General features: G+C 55.3%; 21 protein-coding genes. 4 read left to right on the top strand and 17 right to left on the bottom strand.

What is annotated here, in order from left to right:
- Positions 1-137 precede the first annotated feature (137 nt).
- The 13 genes from J3353_RS09595 to ppdK all read right to left on the bottom strand — a co-directional run bounded on the left by J3353_RS09595 (position 138) and on the right by ppdK (position 13772).
- Positions 138-848, bottom strand: coding sequence for a recombinase family protein (locus J3353_RS09595; protein WP_197039565.1), 711 nt, complete (start codon positions 846-848; stop codon positions 138-140).
- 240 nt (positions 849-1088) lie between these two features.
- Entirely contained in the window at positions 1089-1442 is a 354-nt protein-coding gene (locus J3353_RS09590) for an LPD28 domain-containing protein (RefSeq protein ID WP_207684748.1), read from the bottom strand.
- A gap of 14 nt (positions 1443-1456) precedes the next feature.
- Positions 1457-1795 carry a DUF3846 domain-containing protein gene (locus J3353_RS09585; RefSeq protein ID WP_156074440.1) on the bottom strand — a complete coding sequence of 113 codons (339 nt, stop codon included), beginning with the start codon at positions 1793-1795 and terminating at the stop codon, positions 1457-1459.
- 12 nt (positions 1796-1807) lie between these two features.
- Positions 1808-2575, bottom strand: coding sequence for a DUF1071 domain-containing protein (locus J3353_RS09580; RefSeq protein ID WP_242700917.1), 768 nt, complete (start codon positions 2573-2575; stop codon positions 1808-1810).
- An 11-nt stretch (positions 2576-2586) separates the two neighbouring features.
- Positions 2587-3519 carry a YqaJ viral recombinase family protein gene (locus J3353_RS09575; protein WP_207684747.1) on the bottom strand — a complete coding sequence of 311 codons (933 nt, stop codon included), beginning with the start codon at positions 3517-3519 and terminating at the stop codon, positions 2587-2589.
- Complete coding sequence (locus tag J3353_RS09570; protein ID WP_207684746.1) at positions 3516-3854, bottom strand: DUF3848 domain-containing protein; 339 nt, start codon at positions 3852-3854, stop codon at positions 3516-3518. Before J3353_RS09570 ends, J3353_RS09575 begins: the two co-directional genes overlap by 4 nt.
- Before the next feature lie 11 nt (positions 3855-3865).
- Complete coding sequence (locus J3353_RS09565) at positions 3866-4801, bottom strand: DUF932 domain-containing protein (RefSeq protein ID WP_207684745.1); 936 nt, start codon at positions 4799-4801, stop codon at positions 3866-3868.
- Positions 4802-5253: 452 nt separating this feature from the next.
- Positions 5254-6993 carry a recombinase family protein gene (locus J3353_RS09560; protein WP_207684744.1) on the bottom strand — a complete coding sequence of 580 codons (1740 nt, stop codon included), beginning with the start codon at positions 6991-6993 and terminating at the stop codon, positions 5254-5256.
- Between the two features lie 84 nt (positions 6994-7077).
- On the bottom strand, positions 7078-7224 hold the full coding sequence (locus J3353_RS09555) for a hypothetical protein (protein WP_207684743.1): 147 nt from the start codon (positions 7222-7224) through the stop codon (positions 7078-7080).
- Between the two features lie 68 nt (positions 7225-7292).
- Positions 7293-9014, bottom strand: coding sequence for a phage/plasmid primase, P4 family (locus J3353_RS09550; RefSeq protein ID WP_207684742.1), 1722 nt, complete (start codon positions 9012-9014; stop codon positions 7293-7295).
- The gene (locus tag J3353_RS09545) at positions 9001-9588 is read right to left on the bottom strand and encodes a hypothetical protein (protein ID WP_207684741.1); all 588 of its coding nucleotides are present in this window, start codon (positions 9586-9588) and stop codon (positions 9001-9003) included. Before J3353_RS09545 ends, J3353_RS09550 begins: the two co-directional genes overlap by 14 nt.
- Positions 9589-9846: 258 nt before the next feature.
- Complete coding sequence (locus tag J3353_RS09540) at positions 9847-10962, bottom strand: hypothetical protein (RefSeq protein ID WP_207684740.1); 1116 nt, start codon at positions 10960-10962, stop codon at positions 9847-9849.
- A gap of 143 nt (positions 10963-11105) precedes the next feature.
- Entirely contained in the window at positions 11106-13772 is a 2667-nt protein-coding gene (gene ppdK / locus J3353_RS09535) for a pyruvate, phosphate dikinase (RefSeq protein WP_005930157.1), read from the bottom strand.
- A gap of 377 nt (positions 13773-14149) precedes the next feature.
- Here ppdK and J3353_RS09530 point away from each other — a divergent pair, with 377 nt between their 5' ends.
- The 4 genes from J3353_RS09530 to J3353_RS09515 all read left to right on the top strand — a co-directional run bounded on the left by J3353_RS09530 (position 14150) and on the right by J3353_RS09515 (position 20672).
- Entirely contained in the window at positions 14150-14905 is a 756-nt protein-coding gene (locus tag J3353_RS09530; RefSeq protein WP_207684739.1) for a UDP-N-acetylglucosamine diphosphorylase, read from the top strand.
- Between the two features lie 176 nt (positions 14906-15081).
- Positions 15082-15660 (top strand): aminoacyl-tRNA hydrolase, encoded by a 579-nt coding sequence (gene pth, locus J3353_RS09525; protein WP_207684738.1) that lies wholly within the window; start codon positions 15082-15084, stop codon positions 15658-15660.
- 238 nt (positions 15661-15898) lie between these two features.
- Entirely contained in the window at positions 15899-19360 is a 3462-nt protein-coding gene (mfd, locus tag J3353_RS09520) for a transcription-repair coupling factor (protein ID WP_207684737.1), read from the top strand.
- Between the two features lie 175 nt (positions 19361-19535).
- The gene (locus J3353_RS09515) at positions 19536-20672 is read left to right on the top strand and encodes a foldase (RefSeq protein ID WP_154277531.1); all 1137 of its coding nucleotides are present in this window, start codon (positions 19536-19538) and stop codon (positions 20670-20672) included.
- Between the two features lie 180 nt (positions 20673-20852).
- Here J3353_RS09515 and J3353_RS09510 read toward each other — a convergent pair whose 3' ends face one another.
- From J3353_RS09510 to J3353_RS09495, 4 genes are all read right to left on the bottom strand, one after another.
- Positions 20853-22628, bottom strand: coding sequence for a glycoside hydrolase family 2 protein (locus J3353_RS09510; RefSeq protein ID WP_207684736.1), 1776 nt, complete (start codon positions 22626-22628; stop codon positions 20853-20855).
- Between the two features lie 107 nt (positions 22629-22735).
- The gene (locus J3353_RS09505; protein ID WP_005930182.1) at positions 22736-23947 is read right to left on the bottom strand and encodes an NADP-dependent isocitrate dehydrogenase; all 1212 of its coding nucleotides are present in this window, start codon (positions 23945-23947) and stop codon (positions 22736-22738) included.
- Between the two features lie 80 nt (positions 23948-24027).
- A complete protein-coding gene (locus J3353_RS09500; protein WP_207684735.1) occupies positions 24028-25212 on the bottom strand; it encodes a pyridoxal phosphate-dependent aminotransferase in 1185 nt (394 codons plus the stop codon).
- Positions 25213-25239: 27 nt separating this feature from the next.
- Complete coding sequence (locus J3353_RS09495) at positions 25240-26427, bottom strand: cation diffusion facilitator family transporter (protein ID WP_156058861.1); 1188 nt, start codon at positions 26425-26427, stop codon at positions 25240-25242.
- Positions 26428-26557: the final 130 nt, after the last annotated feature.

Here is a 26557-nt window from a genome sequence, read left to right as displayed (position 1 = left end):
TGCTTTCAAGATGGGAAAAATCCGAAAGATTTACAAGCAGAATCTAATTCACTACATGAGCCAATACCAGTAAATTCATCAAAAAAGAACATGACGGTTCCTTTTCAGGATCCGTCATGTTCTTTCCTTGGCAGGCATTACTCCATCGGCCGCATACTTTTTGCCGCTTCCTGTTCCTCCCGAATCTGCCGCTTATACTTATAATAGGTATTGCGAGCCAGCCCTGTAAGCTTCATGCACTCGGCATCGTCCAATGTTCCGCCAAATGCTTTGCAGTGCGTGCTTATCACCCGCTTGGCTTCTCTGGCTTTCTTGGTTTCAAACCCATCACCTTTTCTGTGGCCAACCTGTTTTCCGTTTAGCTTGGCAGTCAACAGTCCTTCACGGGTACGCTGGTGCAGGTCGGCCACCTCCTTTTCGGACTGCTCAAATGCCAGCTTGATCTGCTCCTTTGCCAAAACCATCAAATATTCATTGATGCCCTTTAAGATGAAGTCCACGTTTGTCCCTGTCATGGCAATGCTGCCGGACAGGGCCTTTTTGTAGGTTTCTGTGTCGATGTGATGCTCTTTCAGAAATACAAGACAGATACCCTTATGGTAGAGGTCTTCGTATAGGGCAAATCCTTCCTCTGCATTTCTGGACATTCGGGACACGGAATCAAAAACTACCATATCCCCCGCCTGCAAAATCCGATACAGCTTGTTCCACTCCGGGCGCATTATCGAAGTCCCGGTATAGGCTTCCTGCACGATATGGGCAGTCGGATATTCCGCTTGGATGTTTCGTATCTGGCGGTCGATGCTTTGTTTTGCAGTCGAAATTCTGCAATAGCCATAAATGCTCATAAAATTCCTCGTCGTCTCAAAGATGACGAACGTCATCTTTAATCGGGCGATTTGACCGTGCAAATCGCCCATGTTGGCCTAAAATTGATACGCAATTATCGCACGGCATTTTTAATACACTCCAAGCAAGCTAAGTGTCGCTCCTCGCCCACCTTTGAATTTGACTTTTCGCGGGACGGTATATGCCGTCCCCCTTTCAGCCAAATTCAAAAGCGTGCTGCGTCGTGACACCGCTTGCTCTTATCTGCGAGTCATGTATGTATTCATAAATTCTGCCACGGTCGTGCAGGGCTTCTGTTTTTTCTCTGCTCCGCCGAATGGATCATAGTTCCAGTCAGTTTCTTCGTCAATATATCGCCGCCCATCGTCCGGCAGTTCCAGCGGTTCAGTCAAGATGATGGTTCCCCAATGGTTGACCATGATAAAAGGTGCGATTTCGCAGGGGATACCACGGCATTCATCATCGTGCCGGACATCATAGGCATACAGCCCTTCGGGTACGGTATCCCTCTTGATGCGGATGCTGGTGAACAGTGCGGGCTTGCCGCAGACAGTGATTTCTTCGTAGTGCTCGGTCATAGCATCGTGGGTCATAGTGTGCGCCCTCCTTAAAGCGCAATTAAAAATGCCCGGTATTTTTCGGTATAGTAAGCAATCTCTTCTGCTGTCAGTGAGGTCATGTTGCCCTCACTGTCTGTTCCAGCGATGAAACCAGAACCAGCCAGATAATCTGCGCCGCCCCAGAGCATCCGGTTCGGCGGCAATTCCAATAGTTTGCCTTCATCATTGCAGACCAACGTGAATTCTGCGCCGAGGTCACACAGAGGCAGGCATTCGATGTTACCGCCCACAAATTTCTGCATAGCTTCAAGGGTATAATCCAATTCAACCACTTTGGGCGGCTCCATTGGCAGGAGCGCAAGGACTTTGATTTTTGCTTCTTTCATCCTGAAATCTCCTTATGCTACGTTAAACCTTGTGGCCTTATAGCAGTCTGCGCACATTCCCTCATGGGTGGCTGCAAACTCTGCGGCCTGCATGATGGTTCCATCTTTCAACTTGACCCGTTTAATAGGCTGATTGCAGCGGGCGCAGATGCAAGGGACTGGCGGCTGTTCCGGTTTGGGAGTAGTTGCAGCTTTCTGTTTGGTTGGCTTCTGGGAATCATCCACAGGCTGCACAACATCATCCGGCAAATCCTCTCCGGCATAGACATACAAACCCAGACCAAACATAGCAAGATTCTTGACCAAGCAACGCATAATGGCCTTGTTTACATCAAACATGGATGCAGCATCTACTGTACGTTCCTCCATGCCGATTTTCTCTCTGCGGCGGGTCTGCGGGTTGTAATCCCACTTTGGCGTAGTATAAGTATACGGAACTGCTTTCATCGCTTTGTTGGAACTGTCCAAAACCGGAAGCCACATTTCGTGCGAAATGCCCTCAATGGTAACGGTAGTGTATACCATGAAGCCTGTGATCGGGTCATAGACATAGGGCAGGCCGTTGAACTTTTTGACCTCGTAACTTGCCGCAGGATAGAGCTTTTTCACTTCCGCCCATGCATAGGCCCAGCTCACATATTTCAACTCTGTGTTGCCGGATTTCTTGACTTCCAGATGATCCTTGAAATCCACGGCAGATAATTTTACAAACGGATTATCGGTTACCATAAAGATACCTCCATGAAAAAAGACGGCAGGAAAATCACTTTCTGCCGCCATAAACCACAAATTTATGCCGCATGAACAATGGTGAACCTGCGGCTGCTCACATTTTTGCTGTACTGGTTGAAGATGTCCGGCTGTTCTTTCCGAAGCCTCTGGGAATCCACCCGCTTACTTTCGGAGGACACCCAAGACACCTTATAACCGGGAGCCGTTCCATACGCTGCATCCTGCATTTCCAGCTTGACCTGCTGCTCAATGGCGGTTTTCTCCTGCTCCAACTGCTCGATCTGACTGGAAAGCTCCTGCCGCTTGTCCAGCAGACCACGCAAAGAGGTCAGGTCTGCATTTTTGTCACGATTGTCAACCTCATACAGTTGGTTGATCTGCTGGGTGTCACCCTCACTGCCGTTCGGTGCAGGCGGAATCTGGGGCACAACATAGCGTGTCCAGAAAAGTTCCTCCTTGTCGATAAGGTCAGCAAGCACCTGCTTATCAGTAACAATTTTGTGGATGATAAGCTCTTTTCCCAGAATCAGAGCTGCCACATACCAGCAGTCGAAGCCACTGACAACGAGATAATGGTCAACCTGTGCCAGATAATGCGCCGGAATCTTGCCGTTGGCCCACTTGTCCGCAGAGAACGGAGAAACCGTTTTACACTCCAAGCCAGCCTTCTGCCCGACGATCAGGCGGTCGAAATCAGCCAGAAGCAACGGATGCTCTTCACTCTGGTAGATGGCATTTGCCCTGCGGGCTTTCAGCCCGGTTTCCTCCGAGAATCGTTGCGCCACATAGTCCTCCAAGTCACGCCCCTGCCGCATGGCCTCATTGTCGATGTCCTCAATGGTATCGCTGATTTTGTCGTGGTAGACCTGAAATGCGGAGCGATAGGGATTCACGCCCAGAATCGCACCGGCATCCGTTCCGGTGATGCCGCATTTGCGGTAGCGAAGCCAATCTTCTTTGCTCAAATTCAGTGTAGATACAAGACGTTTCATGCAATATTCAACCTCTCTTTCATGTATTCGTCTGCAATGGAGAAATCGTATTCCACCAAGTCTTTCAGAATCGTGGAAAACTCACCCGCCAAGGTGCGATTATCGTCCAGCCACAGAGCATACAGAAAATCCAAGATATTCCGCTGCACCCGCAGATGGTTCCAATAGCGTTCGTCCAGCTTGTTTTCGCTGGCAAGGTCGATCAGCGCACTTGCAATGGTGCTCTTGATTGTAATTTCGTAAGCCAGAGAAACCCGCATCTCAGGTAGAACACTTTCGGTTTCTTTCAGGAACTCAGAAAATTCGTAGAAAATGCGGTTGTTTACATCGTTCATAGCAACCTCCTTTATGCTGCGGCCAGCACCATCTTATAGGCGCGGTCAATCATGGGATTTCCCTCTGCGGTACGCAGGAACAGATTCTCGTTGTAGTTCCGGGTCTTACGGATGGGATCTGCATGGGTGGCAAAGTCCGATACGGCATTGACAAACCGCCAACCATTCTTGCCGACCCAGGACAGGTCAGGAGCATTGTAATAGCGGGCCTTCAAATCTTCCTGCAAACGCAGGTTATTCTTCCGCTGGCCATCGGACAAATCCTCTGTAATCGGGAAAAACTCATTGATGAACTCCTGCACCTTGCGGTCAGACAGTTTGATGTTGGTCAGGTCATAGATTCCCTTTCCAAGTTCTGCCATGTAGCTGTTGGCAAGCTGCAAAGTTTCGCGGGCATCCTGCACCCGGAGCAGGACGTTTTCGGTGTGCTTTGCCGTCCAGATACGCTTTGCAGAACCGAGAGCCAAATTCAGGGTGTTCTGGCAGACCACCCGAACAGGGGTCATGGCGACCTTGACACCAGAACTGCCATCATGGCTGTTGAAGAACACAAGATATGGGGTCACTTCGTCTCCGGCAATGATGTACTTTTCAGGCAGCTTTGCCAGCATCCAAACCTTCTTGCCACCCTGCAAGGAGCCTGCGGTTTCGTAGGTAACACCCTCGCCCAGCAGATCGTCGGTGAACTGGAATGCTTCCTCGTTCTGCACGATGCGATAGCGGTCAGACACCACGCCGAGAACGGCATCATCGGTGCTGCGGACATTGGCACGATAGCCGGAGATCACAGCTCCGTTGCCAGAGTAGATGTTACGACTCTCGACCTGCCAATCCAGGCCAGCCAGTTCCAAGGCTTCACGGCTTGCAGGGGCTTCCATAACGATGCGGCCAAGGCCATGCCAAGGGGTCTCACGGACAGAAAACATGATTTCAACATTTGCAGGCATAATAAGTTCCTCCTGTTTTTGATGGATAATTATTTCTTTTCGAGTTGATGTGCGGTCCAGATGATGAGTGCAGCAGCGGCCTTTCCGATTGCTTTTGCTGCCTCAAAGGATACTTTTGCGATGATCTCAGCCATTGGTATTACCTCCCATTTTTCAGTAAAATAAATGACCTGAGGACAGTGCGAAACTTTTCCTCAGGTCTTTTCAATAAGATAATATATAAATAAAATCCTACGAAATACGCTTTAATTCGTGCCGAGTGTGTCAGTTGTGTCAGAAGTTCATAACAAACTTTTTATATCATCATCCATATTTTCCCATTTTTTCTTTACTTTTCTCTTGTTTTTAACAGAAGCGATAGTCTGTATAGAAAGAGAGATAGATAGTCTGATAAAAGTATAATAAAGTTTTCTTGAAAACACTGACACACTCGACACAACCGGCACACTCCCTTACGGATGAATTTTCGAGCGGATTCCTACTACTACGGTGAGATCAGTCCAATCCCTTCTATGGATTTTCTGGTTCCGCGAAGCCTTGAACGCTTTGGCATCTTCAAATGGAATCACGAAGCGAGCCAGCTCCATAAAGCCGTCCATCGTACAAGATGTCATATTGATGCCTTTTACCTCGGACAGTTGGAAATCCAGTACCCACCGAAATTCCTCATTGCTTACAGGCGTGATCTGTGCTACACAGCTGTTAATAAGTTCCCTGCTGACATCCGTTTTGGCCGCTTTCTGCCACTCGTCCAGCTTCTGGGAAATCAGCTTCATATCAATACTCCCACTGCGTTCATCCTCCTGTTCGATGCTCTCATACTGGGATTGTAACTCGGCGATCTGCTCGTCCAGTCCCTTGCGGCGTTCCATCAGCTCCTGCTTCGTGATAACTCCGTCAGCACACAGGTCAATATACCTGTCCAGCCGTTCTTTCTGTTTGGCGATGCTGTTTTCCAGCATTGCCTTTCTGGAAATACGCACAGTCTTTTCCTCTGCCATGCAGCGGTTCAGAATCCGGTATACCTCTTTGACGGTCTTACCTTTATCAAACGTCAGATTCTGGAATACCTTAGATGCCATTAGATCCAGCTTCCATTCACTGATGGCTTTGATTTGGCAGCTGATCCCCAAATCCAGACCATGTTCCTGTAAGTAGCTGATGCTTGGCCTGCGTGTACGGCGGTAGCACTGAAACCCGTGAACAACTGCCCCGTCACGGTTTACTCTCCATTTGAACTGGATAAAGCCCGCTCCACAGCTACACCGCAGCTTTGCTGTCCAGACAGATTTTGGCGTATTCCGCATATATTTGTGCTTTTTGCCGTTCTCATCGATGACCCGTGCAGACCGTGCCAGCAGAATCTGTTGGCATCTGTCCCACATCTCTTCTGATACCAACGGCTCAAAATCCCCTTTCACATAGACGTAGCTGCTCTCGTCCAGATTTTTCACACGTTTCTGCGTCAGATAGCCGTCACTGTGGGATTTGTTATAGCAGATGCAGCCTTTGTAGGTTGCATTGTGCAAAACACGGCTCACTTTGGAAGCGTCCCATGATACATGACCGCCTGCATCCAGTCGTCCCAACCGATATAACTCGTTTACGATTTTAGTAAGCCCTTTTTCGCCATCCGAATACATCTGGAAAATCAGCCTCACAGTTTCGGCCTGATCCGGGTCCGGAATGTAGGTTCCGTTCTCCCTGCGGTATCCCAAAATGTTTCCGCTGCCATACAAAACGTGTTTTTCCCGGCTGATTTTCTGCCCAGCCTTTACTCGCTCTGAAATCTTCCGGCTTTCATCCTGCGCCATAGAGGACATGATCGTCAGACGGAGTTCTCCATCGTTGGTTGCCGTATTGATGCCGTCATTGATGAAAAACACATTGACCCCCATTGCCTTCAGTTCACGGGTATAGGACAGAGCATCCACCGTATTTCGTGCAAAACGGCTTACTTCTCTTGTAATAATCAGGTCGAATTTACCTTTTCTGGCATCCTCCATCATACGTAGGAACTCCGGCCTTTTCTGCGCCTGCGTTCCTGTGATGCCCTGATCCACATAGACCTCTGTAATTTCCCAGTCGGAATGGCGTGAAGCTTCGATTTTATACCATTCCAGCTGGTTTTCCAGTGCATTGATCTGTGCCTCGTGTTCTGTTGAAACACGCGCATACACTACAGCTCTCATACATACCTCCGTTGATTTTATGCTTTTTCAGGCAAAAAGAAAGGCTCTGATGGAAAATCCTCCATCAGAGCCTTTCGCTGCGGTTTACGAAGCCTTTGCAGGCGGTTCCTCTTCCTTCTGCTCATGCTTCATCTGAAGGAAGTTCTGATATGTAGGGTTGTTGATATATCCCCCTGCAAAGAGAGCCTCAATCAGATAGTAGGCCATTGCCTTGTCGTCAACCTCCAGCATTTGTGACACCTCCTGTTCGTTGTTATGCTTGGATTCGGTGATATAACATATCATCGAAAATTTCAGCATTACGGAAGAAGCCGAATGCCCTTGAATGCTGATACAGGATTCGTGTATATCGTCATACCGCTGTTCGGACACCGCGAACGATGATGCTCCAGACCAAGCTTTTCCAAGGTTTCCCTGAAATCTGATTGGCTGCATGCCCATTCGTCCTTCTCCTTGCAGTAGCCAAGATAAGCATTGTACAAGTCTTCCAGTGATGTGGATACACTCGGATCACACCTTTCACAGCATTCCTCTACAAATGGCTTCACGCTCCTGCTGTAAGAGTCCTTCGTCGAACATTTTGCCCGGTCCACCTGCGGAATTTCAGGAAATCTGTAGTTTAACTCCACCAGTTTCTGAGCATACCGCAGTGCCTTTGTGACAATGGCATTTCGTTCCTTCCAGATTTTTTCCTCAAGATCCGGGTCCTGCTGGTCATCTGGAATAGATGTGTCGAACGGGAGATAAACGATACGTTTGAGCAGAGCATCGTCCTCGCCTTCGATGCAAGGAGGATGGTTGCTGGCAAAGACGAACTTGATTCGCCTCGTAAGCACCACAGAACTAAGGTATTTGCGTTGAACATCGATTGAGTCACCTCCTGTGATCTGTTTAAGGCGGGAAATGGCCTCCGCATTGAGCTTTGTGTTTGGCATATCAAGCTCAAAATTGATAACGGAACTGAGTAAGGGCATCAGCGCAAACGTTCCCTTCATCTCACTGAGCCGCAGGTTACTGACTGACTCCTTAGGATAAAGCCGCTGAATAAAGTTTCCCAAAACACTCTTGCCGCTATCTCTGGCATAGCCCATGAGGATGAAGAATTTTCCACGAGCCGGATAGATAAACAGATAGCCGATTGCCATCCAGAATCGTTCCAGAAGCTGTGGATTTCCGTGTGTGACCTGCCACAGAAAACGGTCAAATACCGGGCATTTTGCCTGTGGATCGTATTTGGCCTTGATGTAGGTAAATGTCAGCCGATCCGGACTATGTGGATACAGCTTTTTCTCTCCAAGGATGAAAATGCCGTTCTTCAGTGGTGCATAAATCGGCTCACCTTTCGGTTCCTCGCGCTGGATATTCGGATCGGTAGCATAGCACTGATAAAGGTCTTTATGCCCATACAGACTCGATTCGTGATTAAGGTCGTAGTCCACATACTCGCGGTACAGCATTAACAACCGATCTGTGTCCAGATATTCGTAATAGCGTCCATTAAAAAAGTAGAGAGCATTATGGTAAGAGATGATAGAGACCTTCTTTTTGAGTGCCCTTGTCATCCCCACAATGTCCTGCGTTTGGGGACCCTTTTTGACAATTGGTTCTTCAGGAGTGGGTGGAACAGGATGATTTTGAAGTTCTTTTCTGACATTCATCAATTCATCCCTGTTTGGAATTTTCGGTGCAACAGCAGAGCGAACATCGACTTTCTCTAGCGGCTTCGGGAAGGTATATTCATCCGTGGAAGCTGCTACTTTGAGCAATTTCTCCGCACGTTTTTTCTTGAATCGTTCGCGCTCCTTTTGTATCCTATCCGGACTCTCACGATTCATGTACATCGCAAGTACCGCTTGCTTCTCAGCTAAGCTTTCAAAACCAGAAATTTCATCAAGAGACGGTATTTCATCCTGTTCTTGTTTCATCTTCTTAACGGGTTCCGCAAGCGTTAAGCTATCTGTCGGTTGTGCCTGTTTATGGCGCATTGTGTTAAGTCTATCCTCGATTTTAGATTTGCTCATGGCTAGTTTCCTCCACACGGTCTTTCTTGAAGTAGCACTGTTCCACCAGATTTTGGACGGGGTTCTCTTGACCCCAACCACCACTCATAATCAGGTAATCGATCCGTGTCAAACCATTGGGTCGATTGATATTCGTCCAAAGATAGCCAAAATCATTGTTCCAGACATGGACCATGATTTTGTACTCAGCATCAGGTTTGATGTCTTTAAAGGAATCTGTAATGACTGGCGATTTCATTAACCCACCCTGAATAAAAACGCTGCCAATGATTTGATCGTTTTCATCATCGGTGTAGGTACTAAACGTGATCGGGCACAGATTTATCCCCTCTTTTTCAGTCCAGTAGCAATCTGCAAGAACTTCTTCGCCAACTAGAACTCTGGCTTGGATTCCTTTGATTACGCTGCTTTCTCCATCACCGCAGATGAACATTCCCTCCTTCGTTCGTGCAAAGGTGATGTATCCTTTTTTGCCTTTTAGACTCTTATTGTGAAACTTATCGTGGGTGTCCGCCATGTCTTCCTGCACTTCTGTTAATTCCTGCATAGCGTTGATGTTCTTGATTTGTGTCATAATATGACCTCCATATAATTTATATTGCCTTTGGACTTATCCCTTGGGCCTGGCTGTATGATATCACGTCACGCATTCACAGCGTTAGGATTTGCGTTCAGAAAATCATCATAGTTTCGTTTGATTTTCGGGATAAAATTATTAAATTTTTATTAACATTCTCACTACCGATGTTGATTGATGTTGAAAATTCTCTTCCAAACAGAAAAATCCACGGAGAAAAGTAAAATCATTTCCTTTCTCCGTGGATTTTGTTATTTAGAAGCTTTTCATTTCCGCCTTAATGCGTGCGTATTCTATTTCTATCTTATTTCCAACATTGTCTATTTGCTTGCTTTCCTCATTCTTCAAAAGTTTTTTCATTTCATCATCTAGCTGCCTAATAGCACTCTCTGCATCATCCAATATCCTTTTCACCAATGAAAAATAAACAACTTTTTCTCGCTCCGTTAGAAAACCTTCCGTTTGCGTAATGCAGAAAGATATATTACTATACACTCTAATCGCTTCCTCTTTTTTTGTTCCAAACAAAATTCCCAACCGTTCTTCAATGATGTCTCCAGTAAGTTGTGTTCCAGGAATTTGAAGTAATGACCGCATTCCCGTCTTAACTTGGTCAATAACGCGCTCATCCAATCTATTTGTTCTTCCACACCTGATATTACCAATAATATCGTAGTCACTCAATATTTCTTCATCCACGATTTCCTCACTCGTTGTTTCCTCTGATTCAAAAAGAAGCAAATCAAAAAAATCTTTAACTGCTCTTGTCAACTGGATTTCTTTATTAATCGACAGAATATCTCGAACTTTTAAAATTCCCTCTTGCAGAGAGATAACTTTCCCAAGCAAAATATCCAATATTCTGTATAACCTCTCTCTAAGGGGTTTTATTGCATCATCCAAAACAACTTCTGCTTCTATATTATAATCTTCTCGCAATTTTTCATCTGATTTTTTTTCCTCAAATGGATCCCAGTCAACTCCTTTTTCTTCCAACCATTTTGAAATCAGATATTGTCTAAGCGATATAAAATACCTTTGCTCCTTCAATTTTTTATAAATGCTATTTCCATGTTTTTTCTGTATCCACACTTCATACTGTTCAAGTACCTTATTCCTGTGCTTCTCATCAATTTCTTGCTTTTCTTTCATATACTGAGACTCAATTTTAGACACTTCTTTTTTATATTCTCTATTAACATCCCTCATTAACCCTTCTACTTCTACTTTTTTAACTTCTATTTTTTCGTTTGCTTCTTTTTCTAACGCTTCAATCACCGCATTAAAATCTGGATCGATAGCCCTTATTCTTGCTATATTGCCCCATTTTTGGTTTTCTTCTTTGCTTGTTTCATGATCTACGACTTTCATCCTACTTAAGTCCTCCTAAAATTTATTTAAGTTTCTAAAACCAAAACCCTCCCCGGCAAAACCATTCAGTTTCACCGGGGAGGGTTTATCATACGTTTATCTTCCCATGTTTTGCGCGATTAGTGCATCTTCATGCAACAATCTCACTTTCTGGGATTTTTGATCGCAGCCTGAGCAGCAGCCAAACGTGCAATGGGCACACGGAAGGGAGAGCAGCTGACGTAGTCCAGACCGACGTTGTGGCAGAACTCCACGCTCGTGGGATCTCCGCCGTGCTCACCGCAGATGCCCAGGCCCAGGTCGGGACGGGTCTCACGGCCATCGTGTGCGGCCATCTTGACCAGCTTGCCCACGCCGATCTGATCCAGGTGCTGGAACGGATCGCTCTCGTAGATCTTGTTCTCGTAGTATGCGCCCAGGAACTTGGCAGCGTCATCACGGCTGAAGCCGAAGGTCATCTGGGTCAGGTCATTGGTGCCGAAGCTGAAGAACTCAGCCTCCTTGGCGATCTCACCGGCAGTCAGGGCTGCACGGGGGATCTCGATCATGGTACCGACCTGATACTTCATGTCAACGCCAGCAGCAGCGATCAGCTCATCAGCGACCTTGACGACAACATCCTTGACGAACTTCAGCTCCTTGACCTCGCCGACCAGCGGGATCATGATGTGCGGGGTGATCATGCAGCCAGTCTCAGCGGAGACGTTCAGGGCAGCCTTGATCACAGCGCGGGTCTGCATAGCAGCGATCTCGGGATAGGTGACAGCCAGACGGCAGCCACGGTGACCCATCATGGGGTTGAACTCGTGCAGAGAAGCAACCACGTTCTTCAGGTCATCGAAGGTCATGCCCATATCGGCAGCCAGTTCCTTGATGTCCTCGTCCTTGGTGGGCAGGAACTCGTGCAGAGGGGGATCCAGGTAGCGGATGGTCATCGGGCGCTCACCCATGATGCGGTACATGGCCTCGAAGTCACCCTGCTGGAACGGCTCGACCTTGGCCAGAGCAGCTTCGCGCTCTTCCACGGTACGGGCGCAGATCATCTCACGGACAGCCTTGATGCGGTCCTCAGCAAAGAACATGTGCTCGGTACGGCACAGGCCGATGCCCTCAGCACCCAGGTCAACGGCCTGCTGTGCATCGCGGGGGTTATCGGCGTTGGTCATAACCAGCAGCTGACGAGCTGCGTCTGCCCAACCCATGAAGCGGTTGAAGTTCTTGTTGCCGGTAGCGGCCACGGTTGCGACCTGCTCGCCGTAGATGTTGCCGGTGGAGCCATCGATGGAGATCCAGTCGCCCTCAACGAACTTGTGGCCGTTGATCTCGAAGGTCTTGGCCTCCTCATCGATCTTGACCTCGTTGTCATTGCCGCAGCCGGAGACACAGCAGGTGCCCATACCACGGGCAACAACGGCTGCGTGGCTGGTCATGCCGCCGCGGACGGTCAGGATGCCCTGAGACACCTGCATGCCCACGATGTCCTCGGGAGAAGTCTCCAGACGGACCAGAACGACCTTCTTCATCTTGCCGGACTTGACCATCTCCTCTGCTTCCTCAGCAGTAAAGACGATCTGGCCGCAGGCGGAACCGGGAGAAGCTGCCAGGCCCTTGCCGACGACTTCGGCGGCCTTCAGGGCAGCGGCGTCGAACTGAGGATGCAGCAGGGTATCCAGCTGCTTGGGCTCCACGCGCAGGACAGCCTCCTGCTCGGTGATCATGCCCTCGTCCACCAGGTCGCATGCGATCTGCAGAGCGGCCTGAGCGGTACGCTTGCCGTTACGGGTCTGCAGCATGTACAGGTGGCCGTCCTCAATGGTGAACTCCATATCCTGCATATCGCGGAAGTAGTTCTCCAGACGGGTTGCGATCTCAACGAACTGATCGTACACCTCAGGCATCTGATCCTTCAGGTGGCTGATGGGAGAAGGAGTGCGCACGCCTGCGACGACGTCCTCGCCCTGTGCATTGATCAGGTACTCGCCCATCAGCTTCTTTGCACCGGTGGCGGGGTCACGGGTGAATGCAACGCCGGTGCCGGAGCGGTCGCCGGAGTTGCCGAATGCCATCTGCTGCACGTTGACAGCGGTGCCCCACTCGTAGGGGATCTCGTTCATCTTGCGGTAAACATTTGCACGGGGGTTGTCCCAGCTGCGGAAGACGGCCTTGACTGCCTCGATCAGCTGATCACGGGGATCCTGGGGGAACGGCTTGCCCTCGTTCTCCTCGTAGATCTTCTTGAAGACGCCCACCAGTTCCTTCAGGTCGTCAGCCGTCAGGTCCACGTCGTTCTTAACGCCCTTGGCTTCCTTCATCTTGTCGATCTCGACCTCGAACAGGCTCTTCGGGACCATCATAACAACGTCTGCAAACATCTGCACGAAGCGGCGGTAGCAGTCGTATGCGAAGCGGGCGTTGCCGGTCTTCTTGGCCAGACCTTCCACAGCCTCATCGTTCAGGCCCAGGTTCAGGATGGTATCCATCATGCCGGGCATGGACTGACGGGCACCGGAACGGACAGAGACCAGCAGGGGGTTGGTGTTGTCGCCAAACTTCTTGCCGGTGATCTCTTCCAGACCCTTGAGATGCTCGAAGATGTCAGCAGTGATATCGTCATTGATCTGACGGCCGTCTGCATAGTACTGGGTGCAGGCATCCGTAGTGATGGTGAAGCCCTGGGGAACCGGCATACCGGCAGCAGTCATCTCTGCCAGACCGGCACCCTTGCCGCCCAGAGTATTCTTCATGGTGACCTTGTCGCCGCCGAAGGCATCGTTGCCCTCGCTGAAGTAGTACAGATACTTTTTGCTCATGCGTGTTTACCTCCCATTTGGTGACCCCCGGTGCCACGCCCGGCGGTCTCATCGCACTTTTTTCTCAAAGCTGATGAACATTGTCTTGTGAATGCTAAACTATTATACCAGAAAATTCCCACATTGCCACCGGGCAAAACACCGAATTTGTTTGATAAATTTTGTGCAATTCCCTTGAAATTTACCCAGTTTTCCGCTATTATAAAATGGGAGAAAGTTCGAGAGGTTTTTTGTTTTACAGAACCATTTTTCCGCATCTGGGATACATGCTGTTATCCATTAAAATTTTCGGTGGAATTCCACCTGCGGAACGGGCCGGAATTTCTCCCTCATGGATACAACAAAATACCACACCTTCCCAAGGAGGGACACTATTTATGGAAACCATTTCCAACGAAGCTCTGGCCGCAGCACGCGCCAAACTGGACGCTGCCGAAAGCCGGCGCGAGAACATCCTGCTTTTTCACATCGCCAACGGCGTGAACATTGAGAACCGTACCGTCCAGATCGACGAAGGCGTTGTCATCGCCCCGGGAGCCACCATTCTGGCGGGCACCATCCTGCGCGGCAAGACGGTCATCGGCGCAGGATGCGTCATCGGCCCCAACAGCCTGATCGAGGACAGCATCGTGGACGAGGGCACCACTGTCAACGCCAGCCAGGTCTACGGCAGCCATCTGGGCCCCCACAACAACATCGGCCCCTTCACCCATGTGCGAGTGAACACTGTCACCGACTACGGCGTGCATCTGGGTGCCTATGTGGAGACCAAGAACTCCAACTTTGCCCGGGGCAACACCGTGAGCCACCTGACCTACATCGGCGATAGTGATGTGGGCAAGTACTGCAACTTCGGCTGCGGCACCGTCACCTGCAACTACGACGGCAAGGATAAGTTCCGCACCCAGATCGGCGATTACTGCTTCATTGGCTGTAACACCAACCTTGTGGCTCCGGTCAAGGTGGGCGACGGTGCCTACACCGCCGCCGGTAGCACCATCACCAAGGATGTGCCCGCCCAGGCGCTGGGCATCGCCCGCGACCGCCAGACCAACCTTGAGGGCTGGGCCGCCCCCAAGATGGAGGCCTATATCGCCAAAAAGCAGAAGCTGGAGGAGGAGCAGAACAAGTAACTCTCCCGCCACCTTATAAGGTATTATACAAAAAGCACCGCCCTGTATCTGTACTGATATAGGGCGGCTTTGTGTTTTTCCCGCAAAACAGATTTCTTTTTCTTCGCGCGTATGTTATACTAAAGAACTGTACCACACATTATTTTAAGCAAAAAAGAAAAGGCAAAACAACAACTATGAATGCAAACGACATCTGGCTGATCGCGGGCCTTGGCAACCCCGAAGCAAAATACGAGGGCACCCGCCACAACGCGGGCTTTGCCGCGCTGGACTCTCTGGCGGGCAAATGGGGCATCAGCGTCAGCAAAACCAAGTTTCAGGGCCTGTGGGGCCAGGGCGAGGTGGATGGCCACAAGGTGGTGCTGCTGAAACCCCTGACCTACATGAACCTCTCCGGCGATTCCATCGCCCCGCTGGCGGGCTTTTTCAAGATCCCTGCCGACCACGTCATCGTCCTGTGCGATGATATCACCCAGGCCCCCGGCAAGCTGCGCATCCGGCCCTCCGGCTCGGCAGGCGGGCACAACGGCCTGAAGAGCATCATTGCCCGGCTGGGCGGGGAGAACTTTCCCCGCATCCGCATCGGCGTGGGTGCCAAGCCCCGCCCGGACTATGACCTTGCCGACTGGGTGCTGGGCAAGTTCCCGCCGGAGGACGCAAAGGCCATGGCTGACCGCTCCCCCGACCTTGAAGCCGCCACAAAGCTTATCATGGACGGTAAGCTGGGTCTGGCGCAGAGCAAGTATAATGGGTGAGGGAGGATAAATCTCTCCGTCATTGCTGCGCAATGCCACCTCTCCTAGTAGGAGAGGCCTTGGCATAGGGTTTATTTTTCGATATGATCGCCTGCGGCTCCAAAACGAACATCTGCCGGCGGGCAAACAGAAGCGAAGCGCCGGGGCTCGAAAACACGACGATATGCCAAGCCCCCCTAATAGAGGAGCTGCCGAGCGCCAGCGAAGGCTGAGAGGTTTAGACGAGAGGAGGTCTACGATGTACGAAGCGCTGCTGAAAAGCACAGCGGAATATCAGAAGATCGCGGAGAGCCTGCACACCCCGGGCCCGGCGGCGCTGTTCGGCCTGCCGCCTGCGGGCCGTGCCCTGCTGTACGCCGCCCTGCAAAAGGACCTTGACCGGGTGCTGTGCATCGTGACCCCCGGCGAGGCCGAGGCTACCCACTTTGCAGACGACCTCAAGGCGCTGGGCCTGACCGCGGCGGTGTTCCCGCCCCGGGACTTCATGCTGCGGCCGGTGGAGGGCGCGGGCCGTGAGTACGAGTACCGCCGCCTTTCGGTGCTGGGCGCGCTGGCGGGCGGGCGGCTGAACGCCGTCTGCGTGCCCGCCGAGGCGCTGCTGCAATACACGGTGCCCCGGGATGAGTTCCTGCGGAACACTCTCACCCTCAAGCCCGGCATGGTCTACAACCGGGAAGCGCTGGTGGCGCGGCTCTTTGCCGCCGGGTACGTCCGGCGCAGTCAAGTGGACGGCCCGGGCCAGTTCAGTGTGCGCGGCGATATCGTGGACATCTACGCGCCGGACATGCACCAGCCCGCCCGTGTGGAATACTGGGACGATGAGATCGATTCGCTGGCCTCCTTCGACCTGCTGACCCAGCGCCGGGACGGCAGTCTGGAAAAGATCTACCTTTCCCCCGCCCGCGAGGTGCTGTTCGGCAGCACCGCCGAGACGGCTGAGGCTCTGCGCGGAGCCATCAAAAAGGCGCGAGGCAAAAAGCGTACCGCCATGGAAAAGGCCACAGAGGCCGACCTTGCTCAGCTGGATTCCGGCCTGATGCCCGAAGCCATGGACAAGTATTACGGCATCCGCTACCCGCAGCCCGCCACCCTGCTGGACCATCTGGACAACCCCATCTTCGTGCTGGACGAGGTGGGCGGCATCCGGGATGCCCAGAAGGCCACCGAGTACCGCCGGGGCGAGGAGCTGACCGGCCTGCTGGAGGAGGGCGTGCTCTGCCCCGGGCTGGACGTGCTCTACCAGACCATGGACGACCTTGCCATCGCGGCCCAGAAACAGAGCACCCTGCTGTGTGAGAACTTCCTGCGGGGGATGAACGAGTTCAAGCTGAAAGACCTCATCAACGTGGAGGCCTTTGCGGCCCCCAACTGGGGCGGCGACCTGGCCTCCCTGCGGGAGGATCTTGACCCGCTGATCGCCCAGGGCTATGCCATCACCCTCTTCTCCGGCACCCCCAAGGGTGCCGCCGCCCTGACCCGGGACCTGACAGACAAGGGCTACTCCGTGAGCATGAGCCGGGACGTGCGCCCGGCCAAAGGCATCGTGCAGGTGCTGCCCGGCCACCTGACCGCAGGCTGCACCTTCCCCTTTGCCCACGCGGCGGTCATCTCCTCCCGGCGGCACGGGCTGGACGAGGAAACCGCCGCCGAGAACAAAAAGCGCAAAAAGAACAAAAATGCCCTGTCCAGCCTTTCGGACATCAAGCCCGGGGACTATGTGGTGCACCAGAGCCACGGCATCGGCATGTATGCGGGCATCCAGCGGCTGGAAGTGCAGGGTGCCATCAAGGATTACCTGAAGATCCAGTATTCCGGCTCCGATGTGCTCTATGTGCCTGTGACCCAGCTGGACCTGCTCAGCCGCTACACCGCCCCCGGCGATGAGGAAAAGGTGAAGCTGGCCAAGCTGGGCGGCACCGAATGGCAGCGCACCCGCGCCAAGGTGAAAAAAGCCACCGAGGAGATGGCCCAGGAGCTCATTGAGCTGTACGCCCGGCGCAGGCAGGCACAGGGATACGCCTTCCCGCCCGACGGCGACTGGCAGAATGATTTTGAGACCCGCTTTGAGTACGATGAGACCGACGACCAGCTCCACGCCACCGCCGAGATCAAGCAGGACATGGAAAAGCCCTACCCGATGGACCGCCTGCTCTGCGGCGACGTGGGCGTGGGCAAGACCGAAGTTGCCCTGCGCGCGGCCTTCAAGTGCGTGATGGGCGGCAAGCAGTGCGCCCTTCTGGCCCCCACCACCCTGCTGGCCTGGCAGCACTACAACACCCTGCTCTCCCGGATGGAGGCCTTCCCGGTGAAGATCGGGATGCTCTCCCGCTTCCGCACCGCGAAACAGCAAAAGGAGACCCTGCGGGGCCTGCAGTCCGGCAGTGTGGACATTGTGGTGGGCACCCACCGCCTGCTCTCCAAGGATGTGCGTTTCCACGACCTGGGCCTTGTCATCATCGATGAGGAGCAGCGGTTCGGCGTGAAGCACAAGGAGAAGCTGAAGGAAAACTTTATCGGCGTGGATATGCTGACCCTCTCGGCCACGCCCATCCCCCGCACCCTGAACATGGCCATGAGCGGCATCCGCGACCTGTCCACCATCGAGCAGCCGCCCATTGAGCGCCAGCCCGTGGAGACCTTTGTGCTGGAGTACAACGATGTCATCCTTGCCGAAGCCATGAAAAAGGAGCTGGCCCGGGGCGGTCAGGTGTACTACCTGCACAACCGGGTGGACAACATCGAGTCCACCGCCGCCCATGTCAGCCAGCTGGTGCCCGGTGCCCGGGTGGGCATTGCCCACGGCAAGATGACCGAGGAGGAGCTGAACCCGGTCTGGCAGCATCTGCTCAACGGCGAGATCGACATTCTGGTCTGCACCACCCTGATCGAAACGGGCATTGATGTGCGCAACTGCAACACCCTTATCATTGAGGATGCCGACCGGATGGGCCTTGCCCAGCTGTACCAGATCCGGGGCCGGGTGGGCCGCTCCGGCCGCAAGGCCTATGCCTACTTCACCTTCCGGCGGGACAAGACCCTGACCGACATCGCCCAGAAACGGCTTTCCGCCATCCGGGAGTTCACAGCCTTCGGCTCCGGCTTCCGCATCGCCATGCGCGATCTCCAGATCCGCGGCGCAGGCAGTCTGCTGGGCCACAGCCAGCACGGCCACATGGAGGCCGTGGGCTACGACCTCTATGTAAAAATGCTGGGGCAGGCCATCGCCCGGGCCAAGGGCGAGCCTGTGCAGCGCGACAAGAGCGAGTGCCTGATCGACCTGCGGGTGGATGCCTACATCCCCGAAACGTACATTGCCGACGGGCCGGGCCGCATTGAAGCCTACAAGCGGATCGCAGCCATCCAGACCCCCGAGGATGCCGCCGATGTGCTGGACGAGCTCATCGACCGCTACGGCGACCCGCCGCCCTCAGTCAGCGATCTGGTCAATGTCTCGCTGGCGCGGGTGCAGGCCACCGCTGTGGGCGTGTACGAGGTGACCCAGAAAAAGGACACCCTGGTGCTGCAGGTGGAGCAGCTGGACCTCCGGATGATCCAGGGCCTGCTGGTGGCCTTCAACGGCCGCGTTGTCACCGGGGCCGGCGCAAAGCCCTACCTCTCCGTCACCCTGCAAAAAGAGGAAAAGCCGCTGGAGCTGCTGCAGAGCATCCTCCGGGCGATGCAGGATATTTTGAAAGATTAACGGCCTCACCCTCTCAGTCAAAGCCAATAGGCTTTGCCAGCTCCCCCAAAGGGGGAGCCTCTGGCGGCTCCCCAAGACCTTGCGGGGAATTGCCAAAGCCTCTCCCCTTGGGAGAGGTGGCAGCGCGCTTGCGCTGACGAAGAGGGCGGGCGATCCGAACGACAGGAGCATAACAATGAAAAAGAAACTGATCGCACTTCTTGCCGCCGTGGCAATGGTATTTTCCCTTGCCGCCTGCGGCTCCACCCCGGATTCGGTGGGCACCATCGGCACGGTGGACATCACCTCGGGCCTGTATCTGCTGGCCCAGTACGACGCTTACCAGAAGGCCGCTGATCTGGCCACCTCGGAGCAGGATGCCACCGATGTGAAGGCCTTCCTGAAGCAGACCATCACCGTGGATGCCGACAGCGGCGAGACCGCCACTGTCAGCGACTATGTGAGCCAGAAAACCATGGAGAACCTTGAGACCTACGCCGCCATCGAGACCCGCTTTGAGGAGCTGGGCGGCCAGCTGACCGCAGAAGAGGAAGCACAGGCCGACAGCTACGCCTCCCAGCTGATGGAGCAGTACGGCGACACCTACAAGGCCAACGGCATCGGCCTGAACACCGTCCAGCGGTTTGAGCGCATCCTCATCAAGAGCACCGACCTGCTGGAGCTGGTCTACGGCGTGGACGGCGAGACCCCGGTGTCGGATGCCGACCTGACCAGCCATCTGGAGAACAACATGTATGAGCTGGCCTATTACACCATCCCGCTCTACAACACCAGCACCTATGCCTCTGCCGATGAGGACCAGACCAGCGAGATGTTGGATTTGGTACAGGATGCCGTGGATCAGACCAATGCCTACGCTGCTTCCTTGACCGGCCTGAGCGATTCCGATTTCAGCAGCGCCCTGCTGGGCTACTTCTCCAGCGTGGTCACCTCCGCCCTGCCGGAGGTCTACGCCGTGCTGGGCTCCACCTATTCCTCCGATTCCAATGCACCTTCTCTGGAGCTCATCGGGGACAGCACCGTGACCTCTGCCTTTACCGCAGAGGGTGCCGCCGACACCATCCGGGGCCTGTCCATCGGGCAGGCAGCGGCTGTGAAGTACAACAGCTACGCCCTGATGGCCGCCCTGCGGCTCGACCCCCTGAGCCTGAAGGCGCTGGACGACCTGCGCGGACAGGTGCTCAACGATATGAAGGGGGAGGAGCTCTCCGAGGCGCTGACCGCCTACGGCGCTTCTCTGGAGCACAACCTGAGCAGCTCCGCCATGAACAGGATGCCCGCTTCCAAGATCGTGAACAGCAGCACCAACTAAGTTTTTATTGATATGCAAAAAGGCTGTTGCCTAAACTCCTTCCGTCATCGCTGACGCGATGCCACCTCCCTCTGAGAGGGAGGCTTTCACAGTTCACCGTTACGCCAAGGCTCCCTTCGAGAGGGAGCTGGCACGGCGAAGCCGTGACTGAGGGAGTTACAGGGTAACAGCCTTCTATTTTTATTCTGTCGCTTTCTCAAACGCCGCTTCCAGCGCCTGGTTCACGGCACGCACAGCGGCGGGGTCGGGCTTGATGGCGGCGCGGTCGTAGGTAAACAGGCCGTTCACCTCGTCCTCCACATCGCTCACCTGGGTGTACACCAGGGCCGAAAGCCCCTTTTTCAGCTGAGGGAGCACCGTTTCCAATTGCAGCTTTTTCCAGCGGGCGGTCAGCTCGGCCCGGCTCTTTGCCGTGCCGTAGCCATACGCCCTGCGGGGCGGCTCATGGCCGGGCATGGGCCAGGCAATGCCGCCGTATTCGCTCAGGGCCACCACCCGGCTCCGGGGCCTGACCCGGAGCGGATAGAAATAGTTGTGCAGGGAATCCACATCTCCCCCGCCCTGATCGTACCAGCCGCTGGCCTCGTCCACAAGGCGGGTATCGTCCAGCCTGCGGACGGCCTCCACGGCCCCGGCGGCATCGAACTGCCCCCACCCCTCATTGAAGGGCACCCAGCAGCCCACGCAGGGGTGGCACTGCAGGGCCTTTACCGTAGCTTCCAGCTCCCGGGCATATTCTTCCCTGCCCGCTTCCGTTTCGCGGCCCAGCAGGCCCCAAAGGGGCCTTGCGTCGGGCAGGCGGCGGAGCAGCGGCTGAAACACGTTGGTCAGGTAGGTCACGAACCAGAGCTTGTAGGGCCCGCCGCCGTTCACCATGTCCTGCCAGACGATGAGGCCCAGCTTATCGCAGTGGTAATACCAGCGCTGCGGCTCGATCTTGGCGTGCTTGCGCAGAAGGTTGAAGCCCAGCTCTTTTATGGTCTGCAGTTCCCGCACCACTGCCCCATCGCTGGGCGGGGTGTACAGGCCCTCGGGCCAGTAGCCCTGATCCAGCAGGCCGTTGAGCAGGATGGGCTTGCCGTTCAGGCAGAAGCGCATGATCCCGTGGACATCCGGCGCACAGCTCCACTTGCGCAGGGCAAAGTAGCTGTGCACGGTGTCGCGCTGCTCCTCTTCTCCCTGCGTGGTGCCCACGGTCAGGTCGTACAAAAACGGGCTGTCCGGGCTCCACGGGAAGAAATGCTCCTCCGGGATGTGCAGGGTCACCGCACCGTCCCGGTCGGCCTCGTCGCTGCCCCAGTCCTCGGCAACGGTCACGCCCCCGGCACGCACCACGGCCCACAGGTTCGCCGCCCCGCCGGGCAGGGAAGTATGGGCTTTCACGGTCACGGTGCGGGCATCATAGTCCGGGGTGACGGTCAGCTCCGTGATGTAATTCTCCGGCACCCGCTCCAGCCAGACGGTCTGCCAGATGCCGCTCTGGGCCGGGTAGAACATCCCGCCGGGCCGGAGGGTCTGCTTGCCCCGGGCCTGCACGCCGGTGCCGGTGGGGTCCTGCACGGCTACCCAGAGCCGGTCATGGCCGGCAGGATTCAGCGCATCGGTGATATCCAGCGCAAAGGGCCAGTAGCCGCCCCGGTGGCCCCCCACCAGATGGCCGTTGACCTGCACGGCGCAGGCATAGTCCACGGCCCCGAAGTGGAGAAGCACCCGCCCGCCGGTGCCCGCCGGGGGCACAAAGCTCCGGTGGTAGTGGAGCCACGCCCCGGGCTGCAGGGTGCGCCCCACGCCGGAGGCTTTCGTCTCCGGGGAGTAGGGCACCAGAATGTCGCCGTCCCACCTTGCGGGCAGCCCGGCAGAGCTGGTGATGGCGTACTGCCACAGGCCGTTCAGGTTCTCGTAGCTGTCCCGCCGCAGGGCCGGGCGGGGGTATTCGGGCAGAGGATGATGCTGCATACTGTCACCGCCTTTTCTGCTCCCATTGTAGCACAGGCCAACCGCCTTGTATAGGCGCAAAAAGCCCCCGCCGCCGGGGTTCCGGGGCAGGGGCCGTGATGCAGCGCTTATGCCAGTTTTGCTTCCAGCCGGGTGCGGATGGCCTGGATGAATTCCTCGCTGTTCACCTGGGTGGGGGTGATGCCCTCCGCCAGACCGCAGAGGTCTTTGGTCATAATGCCGTCATTGAGGGTCTGCAGGCTGGCGGCCTCCAGCGCCTCGCCAAACCGGACCAGCGCGGGCAGGCTGTCCAGCTCGCCGCGCTTTTTCAGGGCACCGCTCCAGGCAAAGATGGTGGCCATGGGGTTGGTGGAGGTGGCCTCGCCCTTGAGGTACTTGTAGTAGTGGCGGGTCACGGTGCCGTGGGCGGCCTCGTACTCATAGTTGCCGTCCGGGCTGACCAGAACGCTGGTCATCATGGCCAGCGAGCCAAAGGCGGTGGAGACCATATCACTCATCACGTCGCCGTCGTAGTTCTTGCAGGCCCAGACAAATCCGCCCTCACTGCGGATGACACGGGCCACGATGTCATCGATCAGGCTGTAGAAATAGGTGATGCCTGCGGCCTCGAACTTTTCCCGGTACTCGGCATCGTACACCTCCTGGAAGATGTCCTTGAAGGTGTGGTCATACTTCTTGGAAATGGTGTCCTTGGCACCGAACCAGAGATCCTGTTTGCTTTCCAGTGCGTAGTTGAAGCAGCTGCGGGCAAAGCTGTAGATGGAGGTGTCCTTGTTGTACTGACCCTGCAGGACACCGGCACACTCAAAGTTGTAGACCGTGGCGGCCTGCCGGGAGCCGTCGTCGCCGGTGTAGATCAGCTCCGCCCTGCCGGGGCCGGGGATGCGGAACTCGGTGCACTTGTACACGTCGCCGTAGGCGTGGCGGGCAATGGTGATGGGCTTTGTCCAGTTCTTGACCACCGGTTTGATGCTGTCGATCATGATCGGCGCACGGAACACGGTGCCGTCCAGCACGGCGCGGATGGTGCCGTTGGGGCTCTTCCACATCTGGTGCAGGTGGTATTCCTCCACGCGCTGGGCGTTGGGGGTGATGGTGGCGCACTTGACCGCCACGCCATACTTCTTGTTGGCAAGGGCGGCATCCATGGTCACCTGATCCTGGGTGGCATCCCGGTTGGGCAGGCCCAGATCGTAGTACTCGGTCTTCAGATCCACAAAGGGCAGGATCAGCTCCTCCTTGATGATCTTCCAGAGCACACGGGTCATCTCGTCGCCATCCATCTCCACCAGCGGTGTGGTCATCTTGATCTTTTCCATAACAGTTTCCCTTTCCTCTGTTTCAAAAAATACTGTAACCCCCGGCGGCACTGCCAGATGCTCTGCCGGGAGGTTCGGCTTTATTGATACGCGGCCGCCAGCTTTTCCAGCGCGGGCAGGCTGCGCTTTACCTTTTCGGTGTCGATGCAGTAGGCAAGGCGGACATAGCCCGTTACGCCAAAGGTATCGCTGGGCACCAGCAGCAGGTCAAATTCCCGGGCCCTGCGGCAGAAGGCGTTGGCATCCTCCTCCAGCGCCTTGGGGAAGAGATAGAAGGTGCCGCCGGGCCGCTCGACCTCAAAGCCCAGCGCTTTCAGCTTGTTGTAAAGCAGATCCATATTGGTCTCGTAGACGCTCAGGTCGCTGGTCACATCCAGGCAGCGGCTCACAGCGCGCTGGATGATGCTGGGCGGGCAGTTGTGGCCGGTAAAGCGGGAGATCTGGGCCATCATATCCACCAGCACCTCCTCGCCCTCGCAGCCGGGGCGCACGGCCACGTAGCCCAGGCGCTCACCGGGCAGGCTCAGGCTCTTGGAGAAGGAGAAGCAGGTCAGGGTGTGGGGGTAGAACGCCGCCGGGTAGGGCACAGCCCTGCCATCAAAGGCGATATCCCGGTAGGGCTCATCGCTGACAAGGAAGATGTTGTGGCCGTAGGCCCGGCTCTTCTCGGTCAGGATCTCCGCCAGCCGGGTCAGGGTGTCGGCAGAGTAGACCACACCGGTGGGGTTATTGGGGGTGTTGATGAGGACGCAGGTGACCTTTTCGGTCAGCATCTGCTCAAAGGCCTCCAGATTGGGCTGGAAAGCCGGGGCCTGGGGCGGCACCACCCTGAGATGGGCACCGGTGCCCTCCACATAGGGGCCGTACTCCGGGAAGTAGGGGGCAAAGGTCAGCACCTCATCCCCGGGCCGGGTCACGGCGCGCACAGCGTGGGCAATGGCACCCGCCGCGCCCGTGGTGGGAAAGATATCCTTCTGCGCATAGGGCAGGCCGAAGATCCTGTTCAGGTGGGCCGCCACGGCGGTGCGGAACTCCGGGTCGCCCTGGCTGGGGCAGTAGCCATGCAGGGCCACCGGGTCCTCCTGTGTCAGCAGCTCCTGCATGGCGGCGGTGAACCGCTCCGGGCAGGGCACGCTGGGGTTGCCCAGCGAGTAATCAAACACGTTCTCGTAGCCGATCTGGGCCGCGCGCTGCTTGCCGTACATAAAGGTCTCGCGGATGACGCTCTTGTGGGCCAGCATCCCGCGGTAAGTCTCGTTCAGCATAAGTTCCTTCCCCTCTGAAACACAAATTTATTTTTCGTGGGCAGCAGACGCATAGCTCTGCTCTACTTTCACCACACAGCTGTATTTCGGGTCCTGCTCATGGACGAACTGGCACATGGCGGCCAGCATCTCGTCCTTGTTCCCGGTATAGCCCGCCGGGAACTCCAGATCGAACAGGACATTCGTATGGGTATCACCCGGCACGATGCGCAGGTCGTGGATCGAAAGGCAGGGGTCGAGCTGGCGGGCCTTTTCCATCAGGCGGGTACGCAGCACGCCCACCGCCGCATCGGTGGTGACGATGGGGTCATAGTGGATGGTCACCTGCAGGCCGTCCCGCTTTATAAAATCGTTCTCAATGTTGTCGATGACATCGTGGGCCTTGAGCGGGTCGGTCTCTGCCGGGAACTCGATGTGGAGGGAGGCGAACTGATGTCCCGGGCCGTAATCGTGCACCATGAGGTCGTGCATCCCCAGCACGCCGGGGTAGCCCATGACCGTCTGCTCAATGTGCTCCACCAGCTCCGGGCTGGGGCTCTCGCCCAGCAGGGGGCTCAGGGTGTCCATGACCAGCCCCCAGCCCGACCAGAGGATGAAGGCTGCCACGGCCACGCCCATAATACCGTCCAGCCGCGCCCAGCCCGTCAGGCTGCAGACCACGGTGGAGATCAGCACCGCGCCGGTGGTCAGCACGTCATTGCGGCTGTCGGCGGCGGTGGCCATCAGGGTCTCGGAGCCGATGGTGCGGCCGATGGTGCGATTGAAGCCGCTCATCCAGAGCTTGACGAGGATGGATGCGGCCAGCACGCCCACGCTCAGCCAGCTGAACGCCACGGGGGTGGGGTGGAACACCTTGACCACCGATTCCTTGAGCAGGGAAAAGCCGATGCCCAGGATGGTCACGCTGACCACCAGACCGGCCAGATATTCATAGCGGGCGTGGCCGTAGGGATGCTCGGCATCCGGGGCCTTGGCGGCCAGCCGGAAGCCGATGAGGCTGACCACGTTGGACGAAGCGTCCGAGAGGTTGTTCAAAGCATCCGCCATAATGGCAATGGAGCCGAACAGGGTGCCTGCCAGCAGCTTGCCCAGGCAGAGCAGCAGGTTGCAGGCCATACCCACACCGCTGGCAAGGTTGCCGTAGGCCGTGCGGGTAGCGGGGTCCTGGGGATCATTGGGATGCCGGATGAACCGGCGGATCAGAAATTGCGTCATATCTATCTTTCATCTCCAGAGGTGCGTTCAAAAAATACGACTTAGGTATAGTATAGCACCCAGCTTTACCGTTGTGAAGCGTTCACCCATGAAACTGCGGCTTGTCAGGCGGCAGTTTTGTGAATTTGCT

It is taken from the genome of Faecalibacterium sp. Marseille-Q4137 (assembly GCF_017377535.1).
GTDB lineage: Bacteria > Bacillota > Clostridia > Oscillospirales > Ruminococcaceae > Faecalibacterium > Faecalibacterium duncaniae.
This window is presented reverse-complemented; position numbering and strand designations above follow the sequence as displayed.